This is a genomic window from Micromonospora sp. NPDC049282 (genome assembly GCF_043197045.1).
In the GTDB taxonomy this organism is placed as follows: Bacteria; Actinomycetota; Actinomycetes; order Mycobacteriales; family Micromonosporaceae; genus Micromonospora.
This window is the reverse complement of record NZ_JBICSL010000001.1, coordinates 433744-455241: the sequence shown is the minus strand read 5'-3', so window position 1 is coordinate 455241 and position 21498 is coordinate 433744. Positions and strand designations below refer to the sequence as shown.

21 protein-coding genes, 1 tRNA gene and 1 pseudogene are annotated in these 21498 nt (G+C 73.9%); 8 read left to right on the top strand and 15 right to left on the bottom strand.

Going from position 1 to position 21498, the window contains the following annotated elements:
- Nucleotides 1-270: 270 nt before the first annotated feature.
- Nucleotides 271-1110: pseudogene (locus ACGFI2_RS02130) on the bottom strand (MurR/RpiR family transcriptional regulator); the annotation flags it as partial.
- 113 nt (nucleotides 1111-1223) lie between these two features.
- Between ACGFI2_RS02130 and ACGFI2_RS02125 the strand changes: the two are divergent.
- Nucleotides 1224-2408 carry a hypothetical protein gene (locus ACGFI2_RS02125; protein ID WP_393509169.1) on the top strand — a complete coding sequence of 395 codons (1185 nt, stop codon included), beginning with the start codon at nucleotides 1224-1226 and terminating at the stop codon, nucleotides 2406-2408.
- Here the strand turns inward: ACGFI2_RS02125 and ACGFI2_RS02120 are convergent.
- The 7 genes from ACGFI2_RS02120 to ACGFI2_RS02090 form a co-directional block, all read right to left on the bottom strand.
- Nucleotides 2405-4093 carry a hypothetical protein gene (locus tag ACGFI2_RS02120; RefSeq protein WP_393509166.1) on the bottom strand — a complete coding sequence of 563 codons (1689 nt, stop codon included), beginning with the start codon at nucleotides 4091-4093 and terminating at the stop codon, nucleotides 2405-2407. The two genes, ACGFI2_RS02125 and ACGFI2_RS02120, sit on opposite strands and share 4 nt — an antisense overlap.
- Before the next feature lie 64 nt (nucleotides 4094-4157).
- On the bottom strand, nucleotides 4158-4988 hold the full coding sequence (locus tag ACGFI2_RS02115; RefSeq protein WP_393509163.1) for a glycosyltransferase: 831 nt from the start codon (nucleotides 4986-4988) through the stop codon (nucleotides 4158-4160).
- On the bottom strand, nucleotides 4988-5914 hold the full coding sequence (locus ACGFI2_RS02110) for a glycosyltransferase family 2 protein (protein ID WP_393509160.1): 927 nt from the start codon (nucleotides 5912-5914) through the stop codon (nucleotides 4988-4990). The genes ACGFI2_RS02115 and ACGFI2_RS02110 overlap by 1 nt, the downstream gene beginning before the upstream one ends.
- On the bottom strand, nucleotides 5911-7263 hold the full coding sequence (locus tag ACGFI2_RS02105) for a hypothetical protein (protein WP_393509157.1): 1353 nt from the start codon (nucleotides 7261-7263) through the stop codon (nucleotides 5911-5913). Before ACGFI2_RS02105 ends, ACGFI2_RS02110 begins: the two co-directional genes overlap by 4 nt.
- Nucleotides 7250-8344 (bottom strand): glycosyltransferase family 4 protein, encoded by a 1095-nt coding sequence (locus ACGFI2_RS02100; protein ID WP_393509154.1) that lies wholly within the window; start codon nucleotides 8342-8344, stop codon nucleotides 7250-7252. Before ACGFI2_RS02100 ends, ACGFI2_RS02105 begins: the two co-directional genes overlap by 14 nt.
- Nucleotides 8341-9192 (bottom strand): glycosyltransferase, encoded by an 852-nt coding sequence (locus ACGFI2_RS02095; RefSeq protein ID WP_393509151.1) that lies wholly within the window; start codon nucleotides 9190-9192, stop codon nucleotides 8341-8343. The genes ACGFI2_RS02100 and ACGFI2_RS02095 overlap by 4 nt, the downstream gene beginning before the upstream one ends.
- Before the next feature lies 1 nt (nucleotide 9193).
- Nucleotides 9194-10426, bottom strand: a complete 1233-nt coding sequence (locus ACGFI2_RS02090) for a polysaccharide biosynthesis C-terminal domain-containing protein (protein WP_393509148.1) — start codon at nucleotides 10424-10426, stop codon at nucleotides 9194-9196.
- A 146-nt stretch (nucleotides 10427-10572) separates the two neighbouring features.
- Between ACGFI2_RS02090 and ACGFI2_RS02085 the strand changes: the two genes are divergently transcribed.
- Entirely contained in the window at nucleotides 10573-11448 is an 876-nt protein-coding gene (locus ACGFI2_RS02085; protein ID WP_393509145.1) for a YveK family protein, read from the top strand.
- On the opposite strand, the gene ACGFI2_RS02080 is transcribed toward ACGFI2_RS02085, so the two are convergent.
- Together ACGFI2_RS02080 and rfbA are read right to left on the bottom strand one after the other, a co-directional pair.
- On the bottom strand, nucleotides 11394-12002 hold the full coding sequence (locus tag ACGFI2_RS02080; RefSeq protein ID WP_393509142.1) for a dTDP-4-dehydrorhamnose 3,5-epimerase family protein: 609 nt from the start codon (nucleotides 12000-12002) through the stop codon (nucleotides 11394-11396). The two genes, ACGFI2_RS02085 and ACGFI2_RS02080, sit on opposite strands and share 55 nt — an antisense overlap.
- The gene (rfbA, locus tag ACGFI2_RS02075) at nucleotides 11999-12886 is read right to left on the bottom strand and encodes a glucose-1-phosphate thymidylyltransferase RfbA (RefSeq protein WP_393509139.1); all 888 of its coding nucleotides are present in this window, start codon (nucleotides 12884-12886) and stop codon (nucleotides 11999-12001) included. Before rfbA ends, ACGFI2_RS02080 begins: the two co-directional genes overlap by 4 nt.
- A gap of 35 nt (nucleotides 12887-12921) precedes the next feature.
- On the opposite strand from rfbA, the gene rfbB reads away from it, so the two are divergent.
- Nucleotides 12922-13920, top strand: coding sequence for a dTDP-glucose 4,6-dehydratase (rfbB, locus tag ACGFI2_RS02070; RefSeq protein WP_393509136.1), 999 nt, complete (start codon nucleotides 12922-12924; stop codon nucleotides 13918-13920).
- A complete protein-coding gene (rfbD, locus tag ACGFI2_RS02065; RefSeq protein WP_393509133.1) occupies nucleotides 13917-14825 on the top strand; it encodes a dTDP-4-dehydrorhamnose reductase in 909 nt (302 codons plus the stop codon). The genes rfbB and rfbD overlap by 4 nt, the downstream gene beginning before the upstream one ends.
- Here rfbD and ACGFI2_RS02060 read toward each other — a convergent pair.
- Nucleotides 14773-16218 (bottom strand): sugar transferase, encoded by a 1446-nt coding sequence (locus tag ACGFI2_RS02060; RefSeq protein ID WP_393509130.1) that lies wholly within the window; start codon nucleotides 16216-16218, stop codon nucleotides 14773-14775. The two genes, rfbD and ACGFI2_RS02060, sit on opposite strands and share 53 nt — an antisense overlap.
- A gap of 25 nt (nucleotides 16219-16243) precedes the next feature.
- A complete protein-coding gene (locus ACGFI2_RS02055; protein WP_393509127.1) occupies nucleotides 16244-17311 on the bottom strand; it encodes an LCP family protein in 1068 nt (355 codons plus the stop codon).
- Between the two features lie 137 nt (nucleotides 17312-17448).
- Between ACGFI2_RS02055 and ACGFI2_RS02050 the strand changes: the two genes are divergently transcribed.
- Together ACGFI2_RS02050 and ACGFI2_RS02045 are read left to right on the top strand one after the other, a co-directional pair.
- Nucleotides 17449-17745, top strand: a complete 297-nt coding sequence (locus ACGFI2_RS02050; RefSeq protein ID WP_393509124.1) for a hypothetical protein — start codon at nucleotides 17449-17451, stop codon at nucleotides 17743-17745.
- 54 nt (nucleotides 17746-17799) lie between these two features.
- The gene (locus ACGFI2_RS02045) at nucleotides 17800-18816 is read left to right on the top strand and encodes an expansin EXLX1 family cellulose-binding protein (protein WP_393509121.1); all 1017 of its coding nucleotides are present in this window, start codon (nucleotides 17800-17802) and stop codon (nucleotides 18814-18816) included.
- Nucleotides 18817-18895: 79 nt separating this feature from the next.
- On the opposite strand, the gene ACGFI2_RS02040 is transcribed toward ACGFI2_RS02045, so the two are convergent.
- The 3 genes from ACGFI2_RS02040 to bcp all read right to left on the bottom strand — a co-directional run bounded on the left by ACGFI2_RS02040 (nucleotide 18896) and on the right by bcp (nucleotide 20267).
- A complete protein-coding gene (locus tag ACGFI2_RS02040) occupies nucleotides 18896-19465 on the bottom strand; it encodes a GNAT family N-acetyltransferase (protein WP_393509118.1) in 570 nt (189 codons plus the stop codon).
- Nucleotides 19466-19530: 65 nt separating this feature from the next.
- Nucleotides 19531-19617: transfer RNA gene (locus ACGFI2_RS02035), tRNA-Leu, on the bottom strand.
- Nucleotides 19618-19796: 179 nt separating this feature from the next.
- On the bottom strand, nucleotides 19797-20267 hold the full coding sequence (gene bcp / locus ACGFI2_RS02030; RefSeq protein ID WP_393509115.1) for a thioredoxin-dependent thiol peroxidase: 471 nt from the start codon (nucleotides 20265-20267) through the stop codon (nucleotides 19797-19799).
- Nucleotides 20268-20391: 124 nt separating this feature from the next.
- Here bcp and ACGFI2_RS02025 point away from each other — a divergent pair, with 124 nt between their 5' ends.
- Nucleotides 20392-21111 (top strand): energy-coupling factor ABC transporter permease, encoded by a 720-nt coding sequence (locus ACGFI2_RS02025; protein WP_393509113.1) that lies wholly within the window; start codon nucleotides 20392-20394, stop codon nucleotides 21109-21111.
- Nucleotides 21108-21497, top strand: a complete 390-nt coding sequence (locus ACGFI2_RS02020) for a PDGLE domain-containing protein (RefSeq protein ID WP_393509110.1) — start codon at nucleotides 21108-21110, stop codon at nucleotides 21495-21497. The genes ACGFI2_RS02025 and ACGFI2_RS02020 overlap by 4 nt, the downstream gene beginning before the upstream one ends.
- Nucleotide 21498 lies beyond the last annotated feature (1 nt).

Sequence of the window (21498 nt, the reverse complement as noted above, 5' to 3'; positions counted from 1 at the left end):
GGGCGGGTGCGGGGCGCCCCCGGCCCGCCCCGCACCCGCGATGGCGCCGCTGTGCAGCGCCGTCTGGACCTGGCTCCCCGTCGGTCTCTCGGTCCCTGGAGGCGCTGGGATGGCCACCCATGCGGTGGGGACATTTTCCAGAGCGTGAGTTAAGGTCCGATGGCGTCGGGCAGACACAAAGGTTTCACGTAGGACCGACAGGTGTCGTGGTCGGGCAGCAGGCCGGCCGCCCGGGCCTCGGCGAGGCTCGGCGCCGCCGCGTCCCGGGGGGAACAACTGGCGGCGGGCGGCGGACGACTCGAACGCCTCGAGCCGGGTCTGGGTCTCGGTCGGGGTGGCGTCGCAGATCGCCTGGAGTACCACCATGGCCAGGGTCATCGGGGCGGTGTGCAGGTCGAAGACCAGGTCGGTGCCGACCGCGGCGGGGAGCACCACCTCGGCGTGGTCGGTGGCCGGGCTCACCGGGGAGTCGGTGATCGCCACCACCGTCAGCCCGGCGTCGCGGGCCTCGCGCAGCGCGTCCAGGGTCTCCCGCGGGTAGCGCGGCAGCACGAACGCGAGCAGCGCGGTGGCGCCGGCCGCGGCCGCCTGGTCGATCCGGTCGGCGAGCAGGCTGCCGCCGTGGTCGAGGACGCGTACGTCGGGGTGGACCTTCGCGGCGAAGTACGCGAAGTAGGCGGCCAGCGGCGCGGCGGCGCGCAGCCCGAGCACCGGCAGCGGGCGGCTGGCGGCGAGCAGTGTGCCCACCTCGGCGATCCGGCCGGCGTCGGCGAGCTGCCCGGCGAGCCGGTTCAGGTTGTCCATCTCGGTGCGCACGGCCCGTTGCAGGGAGTTCCCGGCGTCGGCCGGGTCGGTGCCCGCGGTGGTGGTCAGCTCCCGCAGGCGGCGGCGCAGCGCGGGGTAGCCGTCGTGCCCGAGCGCCATGGCGAACCGGGTCACCGACGGCTGGCTGACGCCGGCCAGCTCGGCCACCTCCGCGGCGGACAGATAGGCGACCGCGCCACTGTGTCGCACCAGGCAGTGCGCGATCCGGCGTTGGGTGGGGGTGAGCCGGACGCCGTGCAGCAGGTCGAGCAGGCGATCGGCGCCGGCCGCGCTGCCTTCATTCATGGCGAGACTCTATGCATGAAAACTTTCAGCGCGCAAGAGTGGCCCGACCGCAGGGAGATCCGGCGAGCGCGCTCTCTGTACTATCCGCACGGCGGGTGAGCAGAGGAGTGGGCATGCAGCCGGAAGGTCCGTACAGGTTCACCGAGGTGCTGGGCGAATGCCAGGTCGGCCGGGCCTGGGCCGCGCTCGACGGGCAGGACCGCGCGCTGACCGTGTCGGTCCTCGACGGCGCCGCGGCGGGTGATCAACGCTGGCGGGAGGCCTTCGCCAACGCGGCCACCGTGCTGGCCCAGGCGCCTGGCGGCCACCGCTACGTCAACTCCGACTTCGCCGCCGGACAACCCTGGGTGGCGTACCCGTCCGATGAGGACGGCGCTGCCGAGCGGCTGTTTCGCAGCCTCGGCATGGACTACCAGCGCGTCGCCACCGCCGAGATCCTCCCACCACCACCGCCGGTGTCGGCGCCGCCGTTGCCGGTCTCGTCGCCGCCGCAGTTGCCGTGGAGCCCGCAGCCGTGGGCAATGACTCCCCAGCATCCGGTGTCCGGGGCGCCGGTGTCCTCCGGCGCGCCCGTGTCGCCAGGCATGCCGGTGCCGGCCATTCCGGCCCAGACCGCCGCCCCGGACCCGCTCGTGCCCACCGGCGGACCCCGCATCGCCCCGGTCACCCGCCCGCCGAAGAGCCGTACCGGCCTGTGGATCGGCGGCGTGGTCATGGCCGCCGTGCTGGCCGGCGGCGCGGGGCTGCTCGCCGGCCGGATGCTCGCCGACGGCGGCGAACCGTCCACCCCCGCGGCCAGCGCCTCCCCGGCACTCTACGAGGCCACCCAGCACTCGTTGAACAAGGCGAAGTTCGACGCCTCGCTCATGCCGATCGCCGAGCCGTGGCTCGACGAGGTGGGCGGCTGCGCGATCAACACGGAGAAGAGCGGACCCGGGCTCGCCGACGGAGAGAAGCAGCACGTCTTCTGCCGCTACCTGGGAGCGTCGCTGCACTTCACCGAGTACGAGTCGGCCCAGAAGAAGGAGGCGGCGCGCGCCTTCCGGCAGCAGATGGGCATCATCGGCCGCGCGCTCGCGCCGGGCCTGCGGGAGGCCGGAACGGCCACGGGCGGCGTCAGCGGCGCCCAGGGCAGCTACGTCGAGTACGCCGGCAACGGCCAGGACGGCCGTCCCGTATGTGGCATCTGGTGGGGCCGCGACGACAGCTCCACCGCGATCTACATGGAGACCCCGTGCGGGGCCGGGCTCGGCGGCAACTGGGACGCCCTGCGTGACCTCTGGCAGCGCCACAGCTAACGGACGCGGGCCCCGTTCGGCGGCGGCACCAGGCAGACGTCGCCGCCGAACGTCCCGCCGCCGGTGAGGTCGAAGCGCACCACCCGGGCACCGCTGAACGACCGCTCGGCGACCGCCGCGCCGCCGCTGCCGAGTCGGACGATGACATCGCGGTTCTCCACGTCCGCCCAGTCGGTGGCCTGGAACAACCAGACCCGGGACCGTCCGGGCAGCAGCGTCGACACGGTCTGCTTCGGACACCCGCCGGGCCCAGCCGCGACCACGTAGGCGTCCGCCGTGGGGCCGTACCAGGCCTGGGCGTTCCACGAGACGGTGGTGGCCAGCACCAGGTCGCCGGGTCGGCGCTTGTCGTCCAGGTAGCGCAGCGCCCCGCGGTAGTCGACCGCGTTCGCGCCGCCGCCCTGCGCGAAGGCCCGTGCCGGATGCACCGTGGCCACCACGGCGGTCGCTAGTTGTGGGACCGCGAGCGCGAGCAGGAGCACCAACCCCACCGCCCAGCGGACGCGGGCGGGCAGGCCGGCCCGGCCTGGTGGCGGCGCGACGGCCAGCGCGGCCAGCAGCAGGCACGCCGGCACCGCGTAGAGCGCAAGCCGGCCGTTGAACGGGTAGACCGACACCGCCGCGCCGGCGAGCCCGGCCGCCAGCGGCGTGAGCAGCACCAGCACCGCCACCGGCGAGAGCCGGCGCAGCCCGGCGGCGGCGCCCAGCACCAGCAACGGCACGACGACCCACGCTGACCAGGCCACGAACGGGACGGTGGCCAGCGTGCGGTACGTCGCGCCGAGCCAGGCCACGGTGGCCGGCAGGTCGGTCAGCGAGTGCGCCGGATAGATCGACTTTCCCCGCCAGTACGCGGCCAGCTGCGGATCGGCCAGCCCTGGCGCCAGGAACAGCACGTACACCACGAGCGCCACCACGGCCCAGGCCGCCGCCGGCGCGAGGAACCGGCCCAGCCCTCGCCACCTGCTCGCCCACCGCCGATCGGTGCGGGTCAGCGGGTACGCGCCCAGCAGCACCCCGAGCACGCCGGTGACCGGGATGGACAGCGTGCTGACGAACGCCACGACGGCCGCGACCGACCAGAACAGCGCCGACCCGGCCCAGGTCGGGTCATCCCGCACCAGCAGCAGCGCCAGCCCGACCACGAGCGTGACGCCGAAGGCCTCGGCGCTGTACTGCTTCAGCTCGTTGGAGTAGCCGATCAGGAACGGCGCGACGGCGACCAGCAGCAGCGCCGCCAGCGCGGCCAGCGGCGGCAGGATCCGCCGGCCGAGCCAACCCACGAGCGGCAGCAGCGCCAGGCCGAACAGCAGCGGCACCAGCCGCAGTGCCCGCTCGCCGTCGCCGAACTGCTCGTACGCGAGCCGCTCCAGCCACAGCCAGCCGGGCGGCGCCGACTGGCTGAACGCCAGCGGCTGCAAAAGGTCCAGGTAGCCGCGCTCACGGACGTTGTGGCCCAGGTACAGCTCGTCGCTCCAGAAGCTGCGCGCGTACGCCCACTGCCGGATCCGCAGCGCGGCGCCGAGCGCGACGAGCAGGCCCGCGACCGGCCAGTACGGGGACCGGCTCAGCCGTCCCCACGCGGCGGCGACGGTCGCCGTCGGACCCGTTCGGTGCGCCGCCGACCCCGGCGCCGCCGACGCAGGCGTCATCGAGGGGGAGAAGGCCGGGCGTGTCACGGACACGGCGAGACGGTATCAAGCGTCACCCGCGTCAGCGGCCCCCGCGACCGGCCCCGGTCGTGCCAGGTCATCGGCCGGTCGTGTCCGCACCGGACGGCACCGCGGTGCCGACCAGCGAGGCGGCCCGCTGGTGACGGCGAGCCGGTCGCGGCAGGCCGACCAGGAACTCCGGGAACATGCCGAAGAACGTCCGGGCGCTGCGAAGCTCGAGCGTGTGCGCACGGGACCAGCGCGCCGAGTTCGTCGCCCGGGCCCAGTGGTGGGTCCACCGCACGTCGCCCAGCACCGCCACCGGCAGGTCGCGCCGCCACGCCCGAAGGCCCAACTCGTGGTCCTCGTAGTAGAGGAAGAACCGCTCGTTCCATCCGCCCAACGCGGCGACGTCGACGGTCCGGCCGGCTACGGCCGCGCCCATCACCCAGGCGACGTAGCGGGTATCGCCCGGCGCGGTCACCACCCGGTAGGAGGCGTGCAGCCGGGACAGCGGCCAGACCTTCCGGTTGCCGAGCTTCGCCGTCGCGTACGGGAAGCCGCGCCCGTTGGCCTGCGGGAGGCCGTCGGTGCCGAGCAGTTGCGGCGCGACCAGGCCGCCGTGCCCGTCCAGGTGCCGTGCCAGCGCGTGCAGGCCGTCCGGGCGTACCTCCAGGTCCGGGTTGGCGAACAGCACGTACTCCCCGGCGGCCTCGCGCAACGCGACGTTGTTGGCGCGGGCGAAGCCCACGTTCTCCGGCAGCCGGATCACCCGCGCGCCCAACTCCTCGGCGACCGCCGCCGAATCGTCAGTGGAGGCGTTGTCCACCACCAGCCACTCGTACGGCTTTGGCCCCCGCCAGCAGCGGCGCAACGTCTCCGCCGAGTGGTAGGTGACCGTCACCACGGTCCACGGCTGTGCCGCCATCACGCCCTCCCTACGGTCAGGTAGCCGAGCAGGGAGGCGAACCCGAACCGGCGCCCGGTCCAGCGGCGCCGGGCCGCCGGACCCTCCACCAGCCCGCGCCCGACGCCCCGCAGGAACGGCCGCAGCAGCCCCTGACGCATGCGCCGGGCGGCGAGCGCGAGGTGTGCCAGCGCCAGCACCGGCGCCGCGACCAGCAGCAGCGGCCAGGTGAACGTGCGCGCCGCGACCAGCAACCGGTTGCGGGCCAGCAGGAACGCCCGGAACCCCGGCAACCGGTCGTCGCCGTCCACGCTGTGCCCGCCCGCGTGAGGCAGCACCACGTCCAGCCCGCGCGTGCGAAGGCCGGCGGCGTAGAGCCGGAACGCCAGGTCTGCGTCCTCCCCCCAGGCGAACAGGTGCTCGTCGAAGCCGCCGAAGCGCCGGTACAGCCCGGTGGGGAAGACCGCCGCCCCACCGGACGGGCCGAGTGGGGCGCGGTCGACGGTGGCCGGCCGGTCGATGAACAGCGACACCGGGTTCAGGCCGATGCCCACGTACTCGCCGCCGTGCATGGCCAGGCCGACCGCGATCGGGGCGTCGGGGTCGGCCGCGACGGCGGCGCAGATCCGGGCCAGCGCGTCGTCGGGCAGCCACACGTCCGGGTTCAGCAGCAGCAGGTGGCTGGTGGTGGCCGTCTCCGCGGCCCGGTTGCAGCCGGCCGCGAAACCCGGGTTGGTGTCGTCGGGTAGGTAGGTGTACCGGTCGGCGCCCAGGTTCGCGGCGATCACCTCGGCGCAGCCGTCCGCCGGCCAGTTGTCCGCGAAGACGAACCGGACCGGCAGCTCACCGGCGCTGCGCACCCAGGTCGGCAGCGTCCCGGCCAGCATGCCGACGGACCGGTAGAGGACGGTGACCACGGTGAGCCCGTCGAACGTCGTGGTGGTCATGCCGGACTCCTCGACAGCCGGTGCAGCACCCAGAGGCCGGGCACCAGGCTCAGCCAGGTCGGATAGATCAGCGGATACAGCTCGTAGACGCCGAACAGGGCGAAGTAGACGACGAACGCCCGCGCGAGCTGCCCGGCCGGTGCCCGGGAGAACTCGAACCACCGCTCGGTCGCGCCCACCGCAAGCCCCAACGCGGCCAGGAAGAACACCGCGCCCAGCGGACCGTAGTCGAGCAGCGGGATGGCCACGAACGTGGCGGTGTTCATCAGGTACGGCTGGCTGAGCTGGGACGTCAGCCCGTACAGGTCCGCCTTGCCGACGATCGGTTCGACCCGGGAGCCGAGGAACGTCAGCGAGTAGGTGCCGTACCGGGGCTCCAGGTGTTCCCGCTGCGACCAGACCCGTCCGAACGTCTCGGTGGACGAACTCAGCGACAGGTCGAGCGACCCGGCGCTGCTGGCCAGCGCGTTGCTGCCGTAGCGGGCCCGGAACTCGGTCTCGAACGCGCCGGTGCCGGCCATGGTGCGCTGCCCGCCGAGGAACACCGCGGCGCCGAGCGCCACCGCGCCGATCAGCAGCACCACCGGCGTCCGCGCCGCCAGGAACGACGCCGCCCGGCCCCGGGTACGCCGCACCGACAGCGCCGCGACGAGCGCCGGCGCGATGCCCACCAGCACCGAGTTCTTGCTCGCGCCCAGCGCCGCGCCGACGGTGAAGACCGCGGTGAGCGCGTAGTAGACGGGCAGCGTCGGCCGCCGCCCCGACAACGCCCGCCGCCCCGACAACGCCCGCAGCAGCGACACGGCCATACCGAGCGTCCACGCCTCGGACAGCAGCCCGATGGCCAGGCTCGACTGCTCGCGCAACACCTGCCGGGCCGCGTCCGGATTCTCGGCGAGCAGCGGAGGTACGGTCCCTCGGAAGCGGATCGCCGCGGTCACCACCGCAATGCCCAGCAGCACCGCCAGGTACGTCAGCAGCCGCCGCTCGGACGGCCAGGACAGCTCCGGCCGGGACCGGCCGCCCGTGTCGTCCCGGCTGTCCACCATCCGCCGGCCGATCGCCCAGGCCAGCAGGAAGACGGTCACGTAACCGGCGAGCACCGGCAGCACCCCGCGACCGGCCCAGGAGTCGTACGGGCCGGGCAGCACCCGCACGGCGAGCAGGGCGAGGGTCCAGACGGCGGCACCCGCCGCGAGCGCCCACATCCGGTGCCGGGCGGCGAGCAGCGTGCCCACGGCCAGCGCGAGCGTGACCGCGGTCCCCGCGTCCACCGTCGCCAGCAGAAGGACCACGCCCGACGCGAACGGGATCCCGACCGACCAGACGCGCAGTTCAGCGGGGGTCACGGGCGACCGTCCGGTAGAGGCCCAGCCAGTTGTCCACGCATCCGGCGAACGAGTGCCGAGCCGCGTACTCCCGGGCCAGCTCGCGGCGCCGCTCGTCCCACGCGGCCGGTTCGGTCGCCGCACGCACGGCGGCGGCAAGCGCACGCGGCGTCAGCTCCGCCCGGTAGGCGAGCACCCCGTCACCGGCGGCGGTGACCTCGGCGAGGCCGCCCGCTCCCGAGTGGACCACCGGCACGCCGAGCGACATCGCCTCCAGCGCGCTGCGTCCGAACGCCTCTACCCGCGACGGCACCAGCAGGCAGTGCAGCCGTCGCAGGAAGGGTGCGGCGTCCACCCGGCCGACCAGACGCAGGTTGGCTCGCCCGGCGACCGGCGTGGTGCCGGCGCCGGCGACCAGGAACTCGACCTCCGGCAGCGCCGCCGCGATGTCGGCCAGTAGGTCGGCGCCCTTCTCCCGTTCCAGCCGGCCGAGGAAGCCGACCCGCACCGGGCCGGTCGGCGCGACGCTGTCCGGGCCGGGCGGCTCCGGCCAGATGGCCGGCAGCGGGTTCGGGATCACCCGCACGTCTCGGACCCGTCCGCGTGCCCGCAGCTCGTGGGCCTCGAAGTCGGAGACTGCGACGGTCGTGTGCGGCCGCAGCCGGCGGGACATCAGGTCGGTGCCGATGTTGGCCTGCACCGCGGCCTTGGCGCGCAGCGTCTCCGCCGCGTCGCGGTACTGCCAGAGGCTGTTGTGCAGCGTCACGACCAGCGGGGTGCGGCGGCCCCGCACCCCGAGCCCGGCGCGGGCGTGCATCGCCGCGGAGAGCAGGTGCGCGCTGACCACGTCCGGCCGTACCTCGTCGACGAGCGCGCGGATGCCGCGCGCGTAGGCGAGGTCGACGCGCTTGGCCGCGCCGAGCGGACGCCACGGGACGCCCGCGCCCCGCAATGCCTGCGCGACTTCGTCGTCCGGGGTGGCGGCGACCACGTCGACGCCGCGGGTCGTCAGCGCCGGCAGCATCTCGATGAGGAAACGCTCGGCGCCGCCGAGCTGCCGCCGGCCCGACCCGCCCGTGGTGCAGACGAACAGCACCCTCATCGGACGCCCATACCTTCCAGCGCGCCGCGGGCGATCGCCCGCCGCCCCGCGCCGCCGCCCACCGCCGCGCGGGCGAGCACCCCCAGGGTGTACGCGGAGCAGGCCGCCGTGCCCCGCCACCCGGCCAGCTCGCGGCTGGCTCGGATGAACTCCCGGGTCTGCCGCCGGGCGATCTCCTCGGCCGGCCACCGGCGCTTCGCGCTCGCGTCGTCCTCGTGCGTGACCACGGCCTCCGGCAGGTACGCCAGGCGCAACCCCAATCGCCGCACCGCCCAGCACAGCCGCAGGTCCTCGGAGTAGAAGAAGGATGACTCGTCCACCCCGCCGATCCGGTCCAGCGTCTCCCGCCGGATCGCCACGAACGGCCCCGAGAGCCAGTCGCCGCGCTCGGGCGGAGCCACGATCCGTAGCTTCGGGAAGACGAGGCTGAGCCCGGTGGCGTGCGCCACGCCGGTGCCCACGGTCAGGAACCTGCCGGCGGCCGTCTGGTCCCGGCCGGTCGCGTCGAACACCTTCGGGAACGCCGCGCCCACTGCCGGATCGTCCAGCGCCGTGGTCAGCCGCTCGATCGCGCCCGGACGCACCACTATGTCGTTGTTGGACAGGATCACCCGGGAGCGGGTGCTGTGCCGGACACCCAGGTTCATGCCCTTGGCGTAGCCGAGGTTCGTCTCCGAGCGCACGTACCGGGCCCCGGTCTCGGCGCACATCGCGCGCAGCGCGTCGCTGATCTCGACGGCGCTGCCGTTGTCCACGACGACCGCTTCCGCGCCCGGTGGCAGCGACCTGACACAACCGTCGGTACGCTCGAAGTCTTCCCAGGTCAACACGACGACAGAGACGTCCACGTCAGGCCATCCGATGGGCGAGGAGGTGCGTGGACCGCTGGAGACGCCGCCGGGTGCGCATCGCGTAGACGCCGTAGGCGACCGATGACGCGACCGCTGCGCCCAGCGCGCCGGCCCACGGGATGAGGAGAACGTACAGCACGACCGACACGGACATGGTGATCAGGGCCACTGCGGTGGTGGCCTGCTCACCGGCGCGCTTGAGCAGCGCCGCGCTCCACGTCTTGCCGGCCGACAACGCGAGCGTCCCGGGCAGCAGGAGCAACCCGAAGAGCCAGGCGTCGCGGTAGTCGCGGGCCAGCACGCCGAGAGCCGCCAGACCGACGACGGCGAGCGCCGCGATCGGCAACGCGTCCTTGACCACCTGGCGGCCGTGGTCGCCGATCGCCTCCGGGTCGCGCTCGGCCAGGATCCGCTGCGCCCGCACCACGGCACCGGACTGCGCGAACTCCAGCGCCGCCACCGCCAGCGCGAACACGCCGAGCGCGCCCGCGCCGGCGAACCGGGCCACCAGGACCTGACTCAACCGGTACGTCAGCATCTGCGCGCACACCCCGACGTGCAGGCGGCCCACCGCGAGCAGGTCGGCGCGGTACTCCGGACGCCCCGCCGTCGCCGCCGGAACCGGCCCGAACCGGCGCGCCCAGGTCAGCACCGCCACCCCGAGCACGATCGCGGTGGCGACCTGCACGCCGAGCCAGAGCACGCTCCACAGACCGCCGTCGCGCCGCTGACCCAGCCCGAGCAGCCCGTACCCGCCGACCAGCACCGCGCCGCCGAGTGCCCGAACGGTGTAGACGAACCAGAACCGTTTCAGACGCAGACCGAACGAGGCCGCCGTGTTGAAGACCGTCAGCGCGCAGCCCGCCCCGATGCCCACCGCGTAGGTGCCCAGCCCGGCCAGCGCGATCAGCAGCGCGGCGGCCAGCGCGGTGAGGCCGAGCGACACGGCCAGGATGCCGGCGATCCACACCCGCCCCCGCGACATGATCCATCCGGCCGGGCGGGACAGCAGGAAAGTGTCGACGGACAGGCCGCCGAGCGCCGCCCCCACGGTGGCGCTGACCATGTTCGCGGCGAGTTCCCCCCGCTCGGCCGCCGGCAGCGTCACCGAGACCAGCGCGGCCAGCCCGGTCATGCCCAGGGCGACCAGATAGAGACGCTCGGGGGAGACGATCCGCCGGACCCGGCCTAACACCCGGCGCCGGCCGCGGGCCGGCCACGCGGAATCCACTCGTCTTCCCCCAAGATGCGCGGATGTGTGCGGGCACGACGTGTCCACGCCGCGGGCCTGTTCTACCGGACGGGAGCGACCCTCCGCAATCGACCGATGGGCGGCTGCTCCTTCGGGCGTCCCCACGCCCGGTAGGGTGACGTCTCGTGGACCTCGCCCGCATCCGCGACACGATCGGCCGGCGGTGGCCGATCGTGGTGGCGCTGGCCCTGCTGTGCGGCGCTCTCACCGGGGTCCTGGCCGAGCGCCGCCCTCCGCTCTACCGATCCGGGACCCAGCTGCTCGTCACGTTCGCCGCCGAGAAGTCGGCCGCGCCGCAGCCTCGCCCGGCGCCGGCGGAGGCGGACCTGCTGATGCAGCGGCGGGTGAAGACGTACGCCACCATGATGAACACGCCCCGGCTGACGCGTCCGGTGATCGACTCGCTCGGGCTGCCCTACACCACCGACGACCTGGCCGGCCGCATCGTCGCCTCGTCCGTCGTGGACACGCTCGCCATCGACGTGACGGTCACCGACCGGTCCGCCGGCACCGCGGCGGCGATCGCCGCCGCACTCGCCGCGGAGCTGCAACGCATCGCCCAGCGCGACCTGGCGCCCGCCGGGCTGGGGCTCAAGGCCCACGTCGAGGTGGTCCGGGCCGCCGTGCCGCCGCCGCGCCCGCAGCCGGTGCGGTGGCCGTGGTCCGCCGTCGGGGGCGCGCTCGGCGGGCTCGCCATCGGTGTCGGCGTAGCCCTGGCGCTCGGCTACCGCGGGGTCGGAACACCCGTCGGCGCCGACGTGCGGGCGCTCTGGGCGGCGGCCGCGCGCCGTCGTCGGGGCGGCGCGGGGTCGCCGGGGCCGGGCCCGGCCGCCTCGGACGCGACGGGTGCCGGGCCGGCCGATCGGGAGGCAGCGGCTGCCGACTCGGATGCCCCGGACGCGGCGGTTGCGGGCCCGGCGGCCGAGGACCCGGCCGGTGAGGCCGGTCAGCGTGCGGGTCGCGTGTCCAGCGCCGCGGTGAAGGAGCGGCAGGCGTCGTAGTCGGGCAGCAGGCCCGACGCCCGGGCCTCGGCGAGGCCCGGCGCCGCCGCGTCCCGGGCGGAGAGCAGCGGCGTCGCGGCCGGCCAGTCGATGGCGAGGTCCGCGTCGAGCGGATGCACGGTGTGCTCGGCCGCCGGGCGGTAGGTGGCGGAGCAGAGGTAGCTGAGCGTCGCGTCGTCGGTCAGGGCGCAGAAGCCGTGCCCCAACCCCTCGGCCAGGTAGACGGCCCGCCGGTCGGTGTCGTCCAGGCGTACCGCCTCCCACCGGCCGAAGGTCGGTGAGCCGACCCGCACGTCCACCACCACGTCGAGCACGGCCCCCCGTACGCAGGTCACGTACTTCGCCTGCCCGGGCGGGACGTCGGCGAAGTGGACGCCGCGGACCACGCCACGCGCGGAGACCGAGAGGTTGGCCTGCGCCAGCCGCAGCGGGTGCCCGACCGCCTCGGCGAGCCGGTCGAACCGGTACCACTCGACGAACAGCCCGCGCGGGTCCCCGTGCGGCACCGGCGTGACCTCCCAGGCCCCCTCGATGCCCAGCGGCCGGATCTTCACGACCCGCCTCCGACGGCCGGCCGCTCCGCCAGCAGGCCCAGCAGGTAGCTGCCGTAGCCGCTGCGGGCCAGCGGGTGCGCCAGCGCGCGCAGCCGGTCGTCGTCGATCAGCCCGGACCGCCAGACGACCTCCTCGACGCAGCCGATCTTCATGCCCTGGCGCTCCTCGATCACCCGGACGAACTCGGCGGCCTGCATCATCGAGGTGAACGTGCCGGTGTCCAGCCACGCGGTGCCCCGGTCGAGCACGGTCACGGACAGCTCGCCCCACTCGCGGTAGGTCTCGTTGACCGCGGTGATCTCCAGCTCGCCCCGGGCGCTCGGGGTGAGCTTGCGGGCGATGCCGACCACCCGGTTGTCGTAGAAGTAGAGGCCGGGCACCGCGAACCGGGACCGGGGCCGGGCCGGCTTCTCCTCGATCGACAGCACCTGGCCGGCCGCGTCGAACTCGACCACGCCGTACTCCGCCGGGTTGGCCACCGGGTACGCGAACACCCGGGCGCCGGCCGGGTCGCCGTGCTGGGCCAGCTGCCGGCCGAGACCGACGCCGTGGAAGATGTTGTCGCCGAGGATCAGCGCCACCGACTCGTCGCCGATGAAGTCCGCGCCGAGCAGGAACGCCTGCGCGATGCCCTCCGGGCGGGCCTGCTCGGCGTACGCCAGCCGCAGCCCCCACTGGCTGCCGTCGCCGAGCAGCCGCTCGAACTGCGGGCGGTCGTCCGGCGTGGTGACCACCAGGATCTCGCGCACCCCGGCCATCACCAGGGTGGAGAGCGGGTAGTAGACCATCGGCTTGTCGAAGACCGGCATGAGCTGCTTGGAGACCGCCCGGGTGATCGGCCAGAGCCGGGTCCCGGTCCCGCCGGCGAGAAGGATTCCACGCACCCGCGGAGACTACCGTCGCGTAAACTCCACCACCCGTGAGGATCCTCGTCACCGGCGGCGCCGGGTTCATCGGGTCGGAGTACGTGCGGATGCTGCTCGGCCGGCCCGGCGGCGACCCGGCGTGGGCGCCGGAGACCGCGCCCGCCGTGGTCACCGTGCTGGACAAGCTCACCTACTCCGGCAACCCGGCAAACCTCGACCCGGTGCGGCACGACCCCCGGCTGCGTTTCGTCCACGGCGACATCTGCGACCCGACGCTTGTCGACGAGGTGGTGCCCGGCCACGACGTGATCGTCCACTTCGCCGCCGAGTCGCACGTGGACCGCTCCATCACCGGCGCGGCGCCGTTCGTCACCACGAACGTGCTGGGCACCCAGACGCTGCTCGACGCCGCGCTGCGCCACCGTGCCGGCCGGTTCGTGCACGTCTCCACCGACGAGGTGTACGGCTCGATCGAATCCGGTTCCTGGACGGAGAGCTGGCCGCTGGCGCCGAACTCCCCGTACTCGGCCTCGAAGGCCGGGTCGGACCTGCTGGCGTTGGCCTACCACCGCACCCACGGCCTGGACGTGGTGGTGACCCGCTGTTCCAACAACTACGGGCCGTACCAGTTCCCGGAGAAGGTCGTCCCGCTCTTCGTCACCAACCTGCTGGACGGCGGCACCGTGCCGCTCTACGGCGACGGCGGCAACGTCCGGGACTGGCTGCACGTGCACGACCACTGCCGGGGCATCGCGCTGGTGCAGGAGAAGGGACGCGCCGGTGAGGTCTACCACATCGGCGGCGGCACCGAGCTGACCAACTCCGACCTCACCGGCCGGCTGCTGGCGGCCTGCGGCGCCGGCTGGGACCGGGTCGTGCCGGTCACCGACCGCAAGGGCCACGACCGCCGCTACTCGCTGGACATCACCAAGATCCAGACCGAGCTGGGGTACGCCCCGAGCATCGACCTCGACCGCGGCCTGGCCGGGACCGTGCGCTGGTACCGGGAGAACCGGGCCTGGTGGGAGCCGCTGAAGGCGGCGCGCGGATGAGTCGGCTGCTGGTCACCGGCGCCGGCGGAATGCTCGGCCGGGACCTGCTGGCGGTGCTGCGCGACCGGCCGGAGTGGTCCGTCACCGCCGCCGGCCGCGCCGACCTCGACGTCACCGACCCGGCGGCGGTGCGGGACGCGGTCGCCGGGCACGACGTGGTGCTCAACGCCGCCGCGTGGACCGACGTGGACGCGGCGGAGAGCCGGGAGCCGGACGCCACCGCGGTCAACGGCGAGGCCGTCGCGCACCTGGCCCGGGCCTGCGCGGCGACCGGCGCCCGGCTGGTGCACGTCTCCACCGACTACGTGTTCCCCGGTGACGCCGCCGAGCCCTACCCGGAGGACGCGCCGACCGGTCCGGTCAACGCGTACGGGCGCGGCAAGCTGGCGGGGGAACGGGCGGTGGCGCGGCTGCTGCCGGAGAGCGGCTACGTGGTGCGTACCGCCTGGCTCTACGGCACCCACGGGCGCAACTTCGTCACCACCGTGCTGCGGCTGGCCGCCGAACGCGACCGGCTCGACGTGGTGGACGACCAGCGTGGCCAGCCGACCTGGTCGCGCCGGCTGGCCGGCCGGCTCGTCGCGCTCGCCGACGCGGCGCTGGCCGGCGACGCCGCGCCGGGCGTCTACCACGGCACCGCGTCCGGCGAGACGACCTGGTACGGCCTCGCCCGCGCGGTGTTCGCGCTGCGTGGCCTGGACCCGGACCGGGTACGTCCGGTCACCAGCGACCGTTTCCCGCGCCCGGCGCCTCGCCCCCGCTACAGCGTGCTGGCCCACGGCAGGTGGGCCGCCGCGAAGCTGCCGCCGCCGGCGCACTGGCACGCCGACCTGACCGAGGCGCTGACCGACCTCAGCGGCCGGCGCCCCGGAACACCTCCGCCACCGTCCGCGCCACGATCTTGATGTCGAGCCAGAGCGACCAGTTCTCCACGTAGTAGTTGTCAAATCGCGCCCGATCAGAGATCGGCGTGTCCCCGCGCAGGCCGCTGACCTGCGCGAGACCGGTCAACCCGACCGGAACGCGGTGACGCATCGCGTAGGTGGGGTATTCCACCGAGAACTTCTCCACGAAGTACGGCCGCTCCGGCCGCGGCCCCACCACGCTCATCTCCCCGCGCAGGATGTTCCACAGCTGGGGCAACTCGTCCAGTGAGGTGCGCCGCAGGAACCGCCCGATCGGCCCGACCCGCCGGTCGTGCGCGATGGACCAATTGGTCTGCGACTCGTGCTCGTCGGCCGGCCGCATCGTGCGGAACTTGACCACCTGGAACGGCCGGCCGTAACGGCCGATCCGCTCCTGCCGGAAGAAGACCCCGCGCCCGCCGTCGAGCAGCGTGGCGATCGCGCACAACAGCAGCACCGGGCTCAGCGCCACCAGCGCGACCACGGCGAAGAGCACGTCGGACGCGCGCTTGACCCGCCACCGTGGACCGGTCAACGTGGTGTCGCCGATCTTCACGATCGGGAACGCTCCGATGTGGTCGGGATGGCCACCGAGCGACCGGGAACCCCACAGGCGCGGCACCGCCCAGAGGTCGCAACGCGAGCTGGCCGGCCGCAGCAGCGCCTCCATCAGCTCGGCCTCGGAACAGTCCGGGTCGGCGATGACCAGGACCTCGCACTCCAGCATCGTGGTGAGCTTCTCGACGTCGTCGAGCGTGCCGATGAGCGGCAGCGACCCGAGTCGCTGCCGCGACGGCACGTCCACCGCGCCCACGAAACGCAGGCCGTACTGCGGGTAGCGCCGGAGCAGCCGGGCCAGCTCACCGCCGATCGGCCCGCCGCCGACGACGATCGCGTTGTGCTCCACCCAGCGGCGCTTGCGGGCGAGCAGGACGATCCGGGTGTTGACCGCCCGGCCCACGACCACCAGGCCGGCGGAGAGCGCGACACCGCGCATGAAGCCGCTGACGTAGAGCACCGAGTCGTGCCGCAACGCCGCGATGATCGCCACCACCGCGCCGGAGGCCAGCAGCCGGCCGGCGAGGCTGGGCAGCTCGTCCAGGATGCTGATGTGCCGGCGGGGGCGGTAGAGCCCGCCGGTCGCGAAGAAGCTCACCGTGAGCGCCGCGTTGAACAGCGTCCCGCGCCAGTAGGTCTGGGTCAGCAGCAGCGGGGTCAGCAGCGCCGCGACGTCGATCGGCGCGGTCACCATCCAGGCGCGTAGCCGTCGGGTGCGCGACGACGCCCGGGAGCCGGCGTACGGCAGCACCGTGGTCGTGTCCATGCTGCCGGTCATCGACGCGGCGCCGGTCAGCTGCGCGGCCGGATGCTCGAACGCCGGTAGGCGTTGCATGGTCGTCCTCCCCCCGTGACGCCCCCTACTTCGCGCCGGCCGCGAGGATGTCGGGGACCGAATCGCGGCGGACCGCCTGGAACAGCGTCCTGACGCGCGCCGGGTCCGCGAACACGACGCTTTCGCTGCCGACCCGGCCGGTGCCCTTGGTCGGGCAGGTGAAGAACGTCAGGTTGCCGCCGCGCAGGCCCCGCAGCTCCATCGCCAGGTCCACCAGGGACAGTGACCTGTCGACCGCGACCGAGCTGGAGGTGGCTCGCACGAACGAGTTCAGCTTGGCCGGGTTGGTCAACACGCCGCCGGAGGCCGCCTTGTCCAGGATCGCCTTGATCACTTGCTGCTGGTGCCGGATCCGGGCGAAGTCGCCCTCGGGGAAGGCGTGCCGCTCACGCGCGTAGTCGAGCGCGGCGGCCCCGTCCATGGTCTGCCGGCCCTGCTTGAAGGTCCGCGTGCCGACCAATGAATATCTCGTGGTGAAACCCTTCTCCACGTCGATGTCGACGCCGCCCAGCGCGTCGATGATCTCCTTGAAGCCGGCGAAGTCGACCATCGCCACGTTGTCCACCCGGACGCCACTGAACTTCTCCACGGTCCGCACCATCAGCGGCACGCCGCCCCAGGCGTAGGCGGCGTTGATCTTCGCGTCCCGGCCGCCCCGCCCCTCCTTCGACCGGGGCACGGCCGTCCAGGTGTCCCGGGGGATCGAGATGAGCTGGGCGCTCGACCGGTCCTTCGGCAGGTGGGCCAGGATGATCGTGTCGCTGCGCGAACCGCCGGTGTTCTCCGGGTCGCGGGAGTCGCTGCCCAGGATCATGATGTTCATCGCGCCCTTGGCCTCGACCGGCGGCCGCTCCGCCTCGGGCACGTCGGTGAACGCGTCCACCCGGTCGATCGACCTGTCGACCGACCGGTAGTAGAGGCCGCCGGCCAGCGCGCCGCCGCCGGCGAGCAGCACCACCACGAGCAGCACGACCAAGGCGATCCGCCGGCCCCGGCGGCGCCGCGGCGCGGGCTGCTCTGCCGGCCCTTCCGGCTCCACATCGGAGGCCGGTGGGCGGGTGTCGGGGTCGGCGAGCGGCTGGCGATCGGACATACCGAGGATGCTACTGATTCATGTTCCGGCGCGGGGACCCTCGTCCGGACGGCTCGTTCCGCTGTTCGCGGCCCTTGTGGGCGGCGCGTCGTGGGATCGATGATGGACCGAGCTACCAGGTCGACCGAGGAGTCGAGATGCAGGTTACGCACCAGCCGCGGGTGGCGTGGGACACGGCCCGGGTGATCGGCGGCGCCTTCCATGACGAGGACCTGTTCGGCTGGCTCCGGGGCGAGCTGGGCAGCCTGCTCGGGCCCGCCGCCGGGGCGGCCCTCGCCGAGAGCCGCGACCGCGTCCGCCGGCTCGGTGACGCCCGGCTGCCGATCGAGACCGGCCTCTGGCGGGTCCGTCTCGAGGACGCGCTGCGGCAGCGCCCGGAACTCGGCGGTGAGCTGGCCGCGCTCGCCCCGACCGCGCGCGCCCGCCGTCCTTAGCTTTCGCTTAGCCGGCTTGTCCGTCGGCACGCCGGTCCGGCAGCATCGACCGGCGTGACCGACGGCAGCGCGCCCCACCCACCGACCACCACCGGCAACGAGCATCAGCCCGCCCCGGCCGGCCGCCGCCGGGCTCCGGCCCGGGCGCGCCGCCGACTCGCCGCCGCCGGCCTGGCCGGCTTCGCCGTCGTGGTCGCCGTGACCCTCGCGGTACGCGGCGGCGCCGCCCCCGCCTGCGCCGCCCCGCCCCGCGCCGCCCTCCCGCTCGCCGCCCTACCGCTCGCCGCCCCGCCGGTCGGCGGCGCCACGCACACCGGTAAGGCCACCTTCTACGACTCGAAGGGCGCCGGCGGCAACTGCTCCCGGCCCGCCGCCCCCACCAACCGGCTCTACGTGGCGCTCGGTCCGAGCGAGTACGCGGCCGGCGCGTCCTGCGGTGGCTTCCTCGACGTCACCGGCCCGCGCGGCACCGTCCGGGTGCTCGTCATGGACCAGTGCCCGGAGTGCGCGCCCGGCCACCTCGACCTCTCCGCCGAGGCGTTCGCGCGGATCGCCGACCCGGTGGAGGGCGTGGTGAAGGTCAGCTACCGGGCCGTGGTGAACCCGTCGCTGCCCGGCCCGCTCACGTTCCGCCTCAAGGAGGGCGCGTCGCAGTGGTGGTTCGCCGTCCTGGTCGGCGACCACGGCAACCCGCTGCGCTCGGTGGAGGTCCGGCAGAACGGGGCGTGGCGGTCGGCGGACCGGCAGGACTACAACTACTGGCTGATCCCCTCGGGAGCCGGCCCCGGCCCGTACCAGATCCGGGTCACCGACGTGTACGGTCACCGCGCGACCGCCACCGGCATCCGGATGCTCCCCGGCCAGGTGCAGCGCAGCACGACCCGGATGTACGGCGCCGGCGCGGCGACCACCGCCCGCTCGGCGAAGCCGTCCCGCTCCCCGTCGGCGCGCCCGCGCCCCAGCGCCAGCGCTTCGGCGTCCCCGTCCCGCTCCACCCCGGCGGAAAGCCCGACCCTGCTGGACGCGGCCGCCCCCGTCACCCCGTCCACACTCCCCACCGCCTGCGGCTGACGCCCCCGCCCCCGCCCGCCCTCGCCCGCCCTCGCCCTCGCCCCGCCGATCTTGGAGTTGTGGTGCCTCGAATATCTGGTCAGTGGCTTTCGCGAGGTGCCACAAGTCCAAGATCGACGGTAGCGGGGGGCGTGGGGAGGTCGAGCCACATGAGGATCTCGTCGCGGGAGTCGGTGGGGGACAGGCGTAGGGCGGCGGGGAGGCGGCCGATCTCGCGGTAGCCGAGGCGACGGTAGAAGCGGTCCAGGCCGAGACCGTCGCGGACGGTCACGTGCAGCGCCTCCACGCCCATCTCCCGGGCCACCCGCTCGGCCTCGCGCATCAGCGCCGCGCCGTGCCCGTGCCCCTGGGTGTCGGGGTGCACCATGACGCGCTTGAGCACCCGCCAGTGCGTCTTCAGGTGGAACCGGTTGTCGGCGACGACGAGGACCGCGACGAGCCGGCCGTCCTCGTAGCCGACGAGCAGCCGGTCCGGACCGTCGGCGACCTCGGCGAGGGTCGACTCGGCGACCGGCCGCACCTCGGCCGCGGTCACCGGGGCGACGAAGCCGACCGCGCCGCCGGCGTTGGTCACGTCCACCCAGAGCGCGACGAGCTGTTCACGCAGCTCGGGGGTGAGGCCGGGGTCGAGTACGAAGCGCAAGTCCACGCCCGCCATCCTGCGAGTGGCGGTGCGGCGATGACCCGCGTTCGTGACGCGGCTGACACCGCTGGTGGTGCGGGAGAGGGGAGTCGAACCCCCACGTCCTTTCGGACAATAGGACCTAAACCTATCGCGGCTGCCTGTTACGCCACTCCCGCGGGTCCGTTCAGTCTAGAGCGTCGGGCCTGCGGCGTCGGGAGCCCTGCCTCGCGCAGGATCACCTGGACGGTGCGATGGCTCGGTCACGCTGTGCGCCCGCGCGGCGGTCGCGGTCAGCAGTTCGGGTGAGTACCGGTAACGGACCACGAGCCGACGGTAACGGCGGCCCCCGACAGAATCAGTCGAGACCGAGGTCGCGGCGCAGCTTGGCGACGTGGCCGGTGGCCTTCACGTTGTAGAACGCCCGCTCGATCTTGCCGTCGGGGTCGATGACGAACGTCGAGCGGATCACGCCGGTGACGGTGCGGCCGTACATCTGCTTCTCGCCGTACGCGCCGTACGCGGTCAGCACCGCCTTGTCCTCGTCGGCGACCAGCGGGAACGTGATCGCGTCCCGGTCGCGGAACTTGGCCAGCTTGGCGGGCTTGTCCGGCGAGATGCCGACCACCTCGTAGCCGGCGGCCCGGAGCGAGGCGAGCGAGTCGCGGAAGTCGCACGCCTGCTTCGTGCAGCCGGGCGTCATGGCGGCCGGGTACGCGTACAGGATGACCGTGCGGCCGCGCAGGTCGGCCAGGGACAGCATTCCGCCGTCGTCGGTGGGGAGGGTGAACTCGGGGGCGGGGTCGCCGGGGCTCAGGCGGTCGGTCATGGCGGTGACGATACCGCCGTCGCCGTGACGGTGGCGGGTCGCGACGCGCGGTCCGGCGGTGATCAACACCATGCCTTGTTGCAAGGGATTGGCAACAACGTCGGCATGGAAATAGGCTCCCGGTGTGGAAACCCTGGCGATGCACATCTCCAACGGGATCATCGACGGTCCCGTTGCCGCGATCTTCGCGGCCCTCGCGCTCGCCGCGCTCACGTTCTGCGTGCTGCGCGGCCGGGCCGACCTCGACGACCGGCTGGCGCCGATGGCCGGGCTGGTGGCCGCGTTCATCTTCGCCGTGCAGATGCTCAACTTCCCGATCTTCACCGCCGGGGTGAGCGGCCACCTGCTCGGCGGCGCGCTCGCCGCGCTGCTGGTGGGCCCCTGGGTGGGCGCGCTCTGCGTGGCCGTGGTGCTCGTCGTGCAGGCCCTGGTCTTCGGTGACGGCGGGGTGGCCATGCTCGGCCTGAACATCACCAACATGGCGATCCTCGGCACCGCCGCCGCGTACCTGCTGATCGCGCTGCTGCTGCGGGTGCTGCCCCGCACCCCGGCCGGCCTGGCGGTCACCGCGTTCGTCTCCGCACTGGTCAGCGTCGTGATCGCGTCCCAGGGCTTCGTGCTCGAGTACTGGCTGGGCGGCACCACCGACCTGGGCGGCAACCTCGGCGGGCTGGCCGGCACCATGGCCTTCGCCCACCTGCTGATCGGCATCGGCGAGGGCCTGATCACCGCGACCACGGTGGTCACCGTCGCCAAGGTCCGCCCCGATCTGGTGTACGCGCTGCGCGCCCTGAAGCCGGCCGCGCCGGTCCCCGCCGTCCCGGTCGCCGGAGGTGCCCGATGAGCAAGCGTTCCTGGCCGTTCCTCCTCGGTGGCCTGCTGGTCGCCCTGGTGCTGGCCGGTGTGGTCAGCAACTACGCCTCGTCGCACCCGGACGGGTTGGACTCGTCGCTGCTCAAGGGCTGCACGGTGAACGCCGACGACGAGATCACCGGCGGCAGCTGCCCGGCCCAGCAGGCCAGGGACCACGAGCTGGCGGACAGCCCGCTGGCCGACTACGGCGTCCGTGGCATCGGCAACGACTTCCTCTCCACCGGCCTGTCCGGGGTGCTGGGCGTGCTGCTCACGTTCGCCGTCGGTGGCGGCCTGTTCTGGCTGGCCCGCCGCCGCAACCCGGCGGGCGCCTCGACGGGCGGGACGAGCGCGCCCCGGTCCACCGGCGACCGCTGAG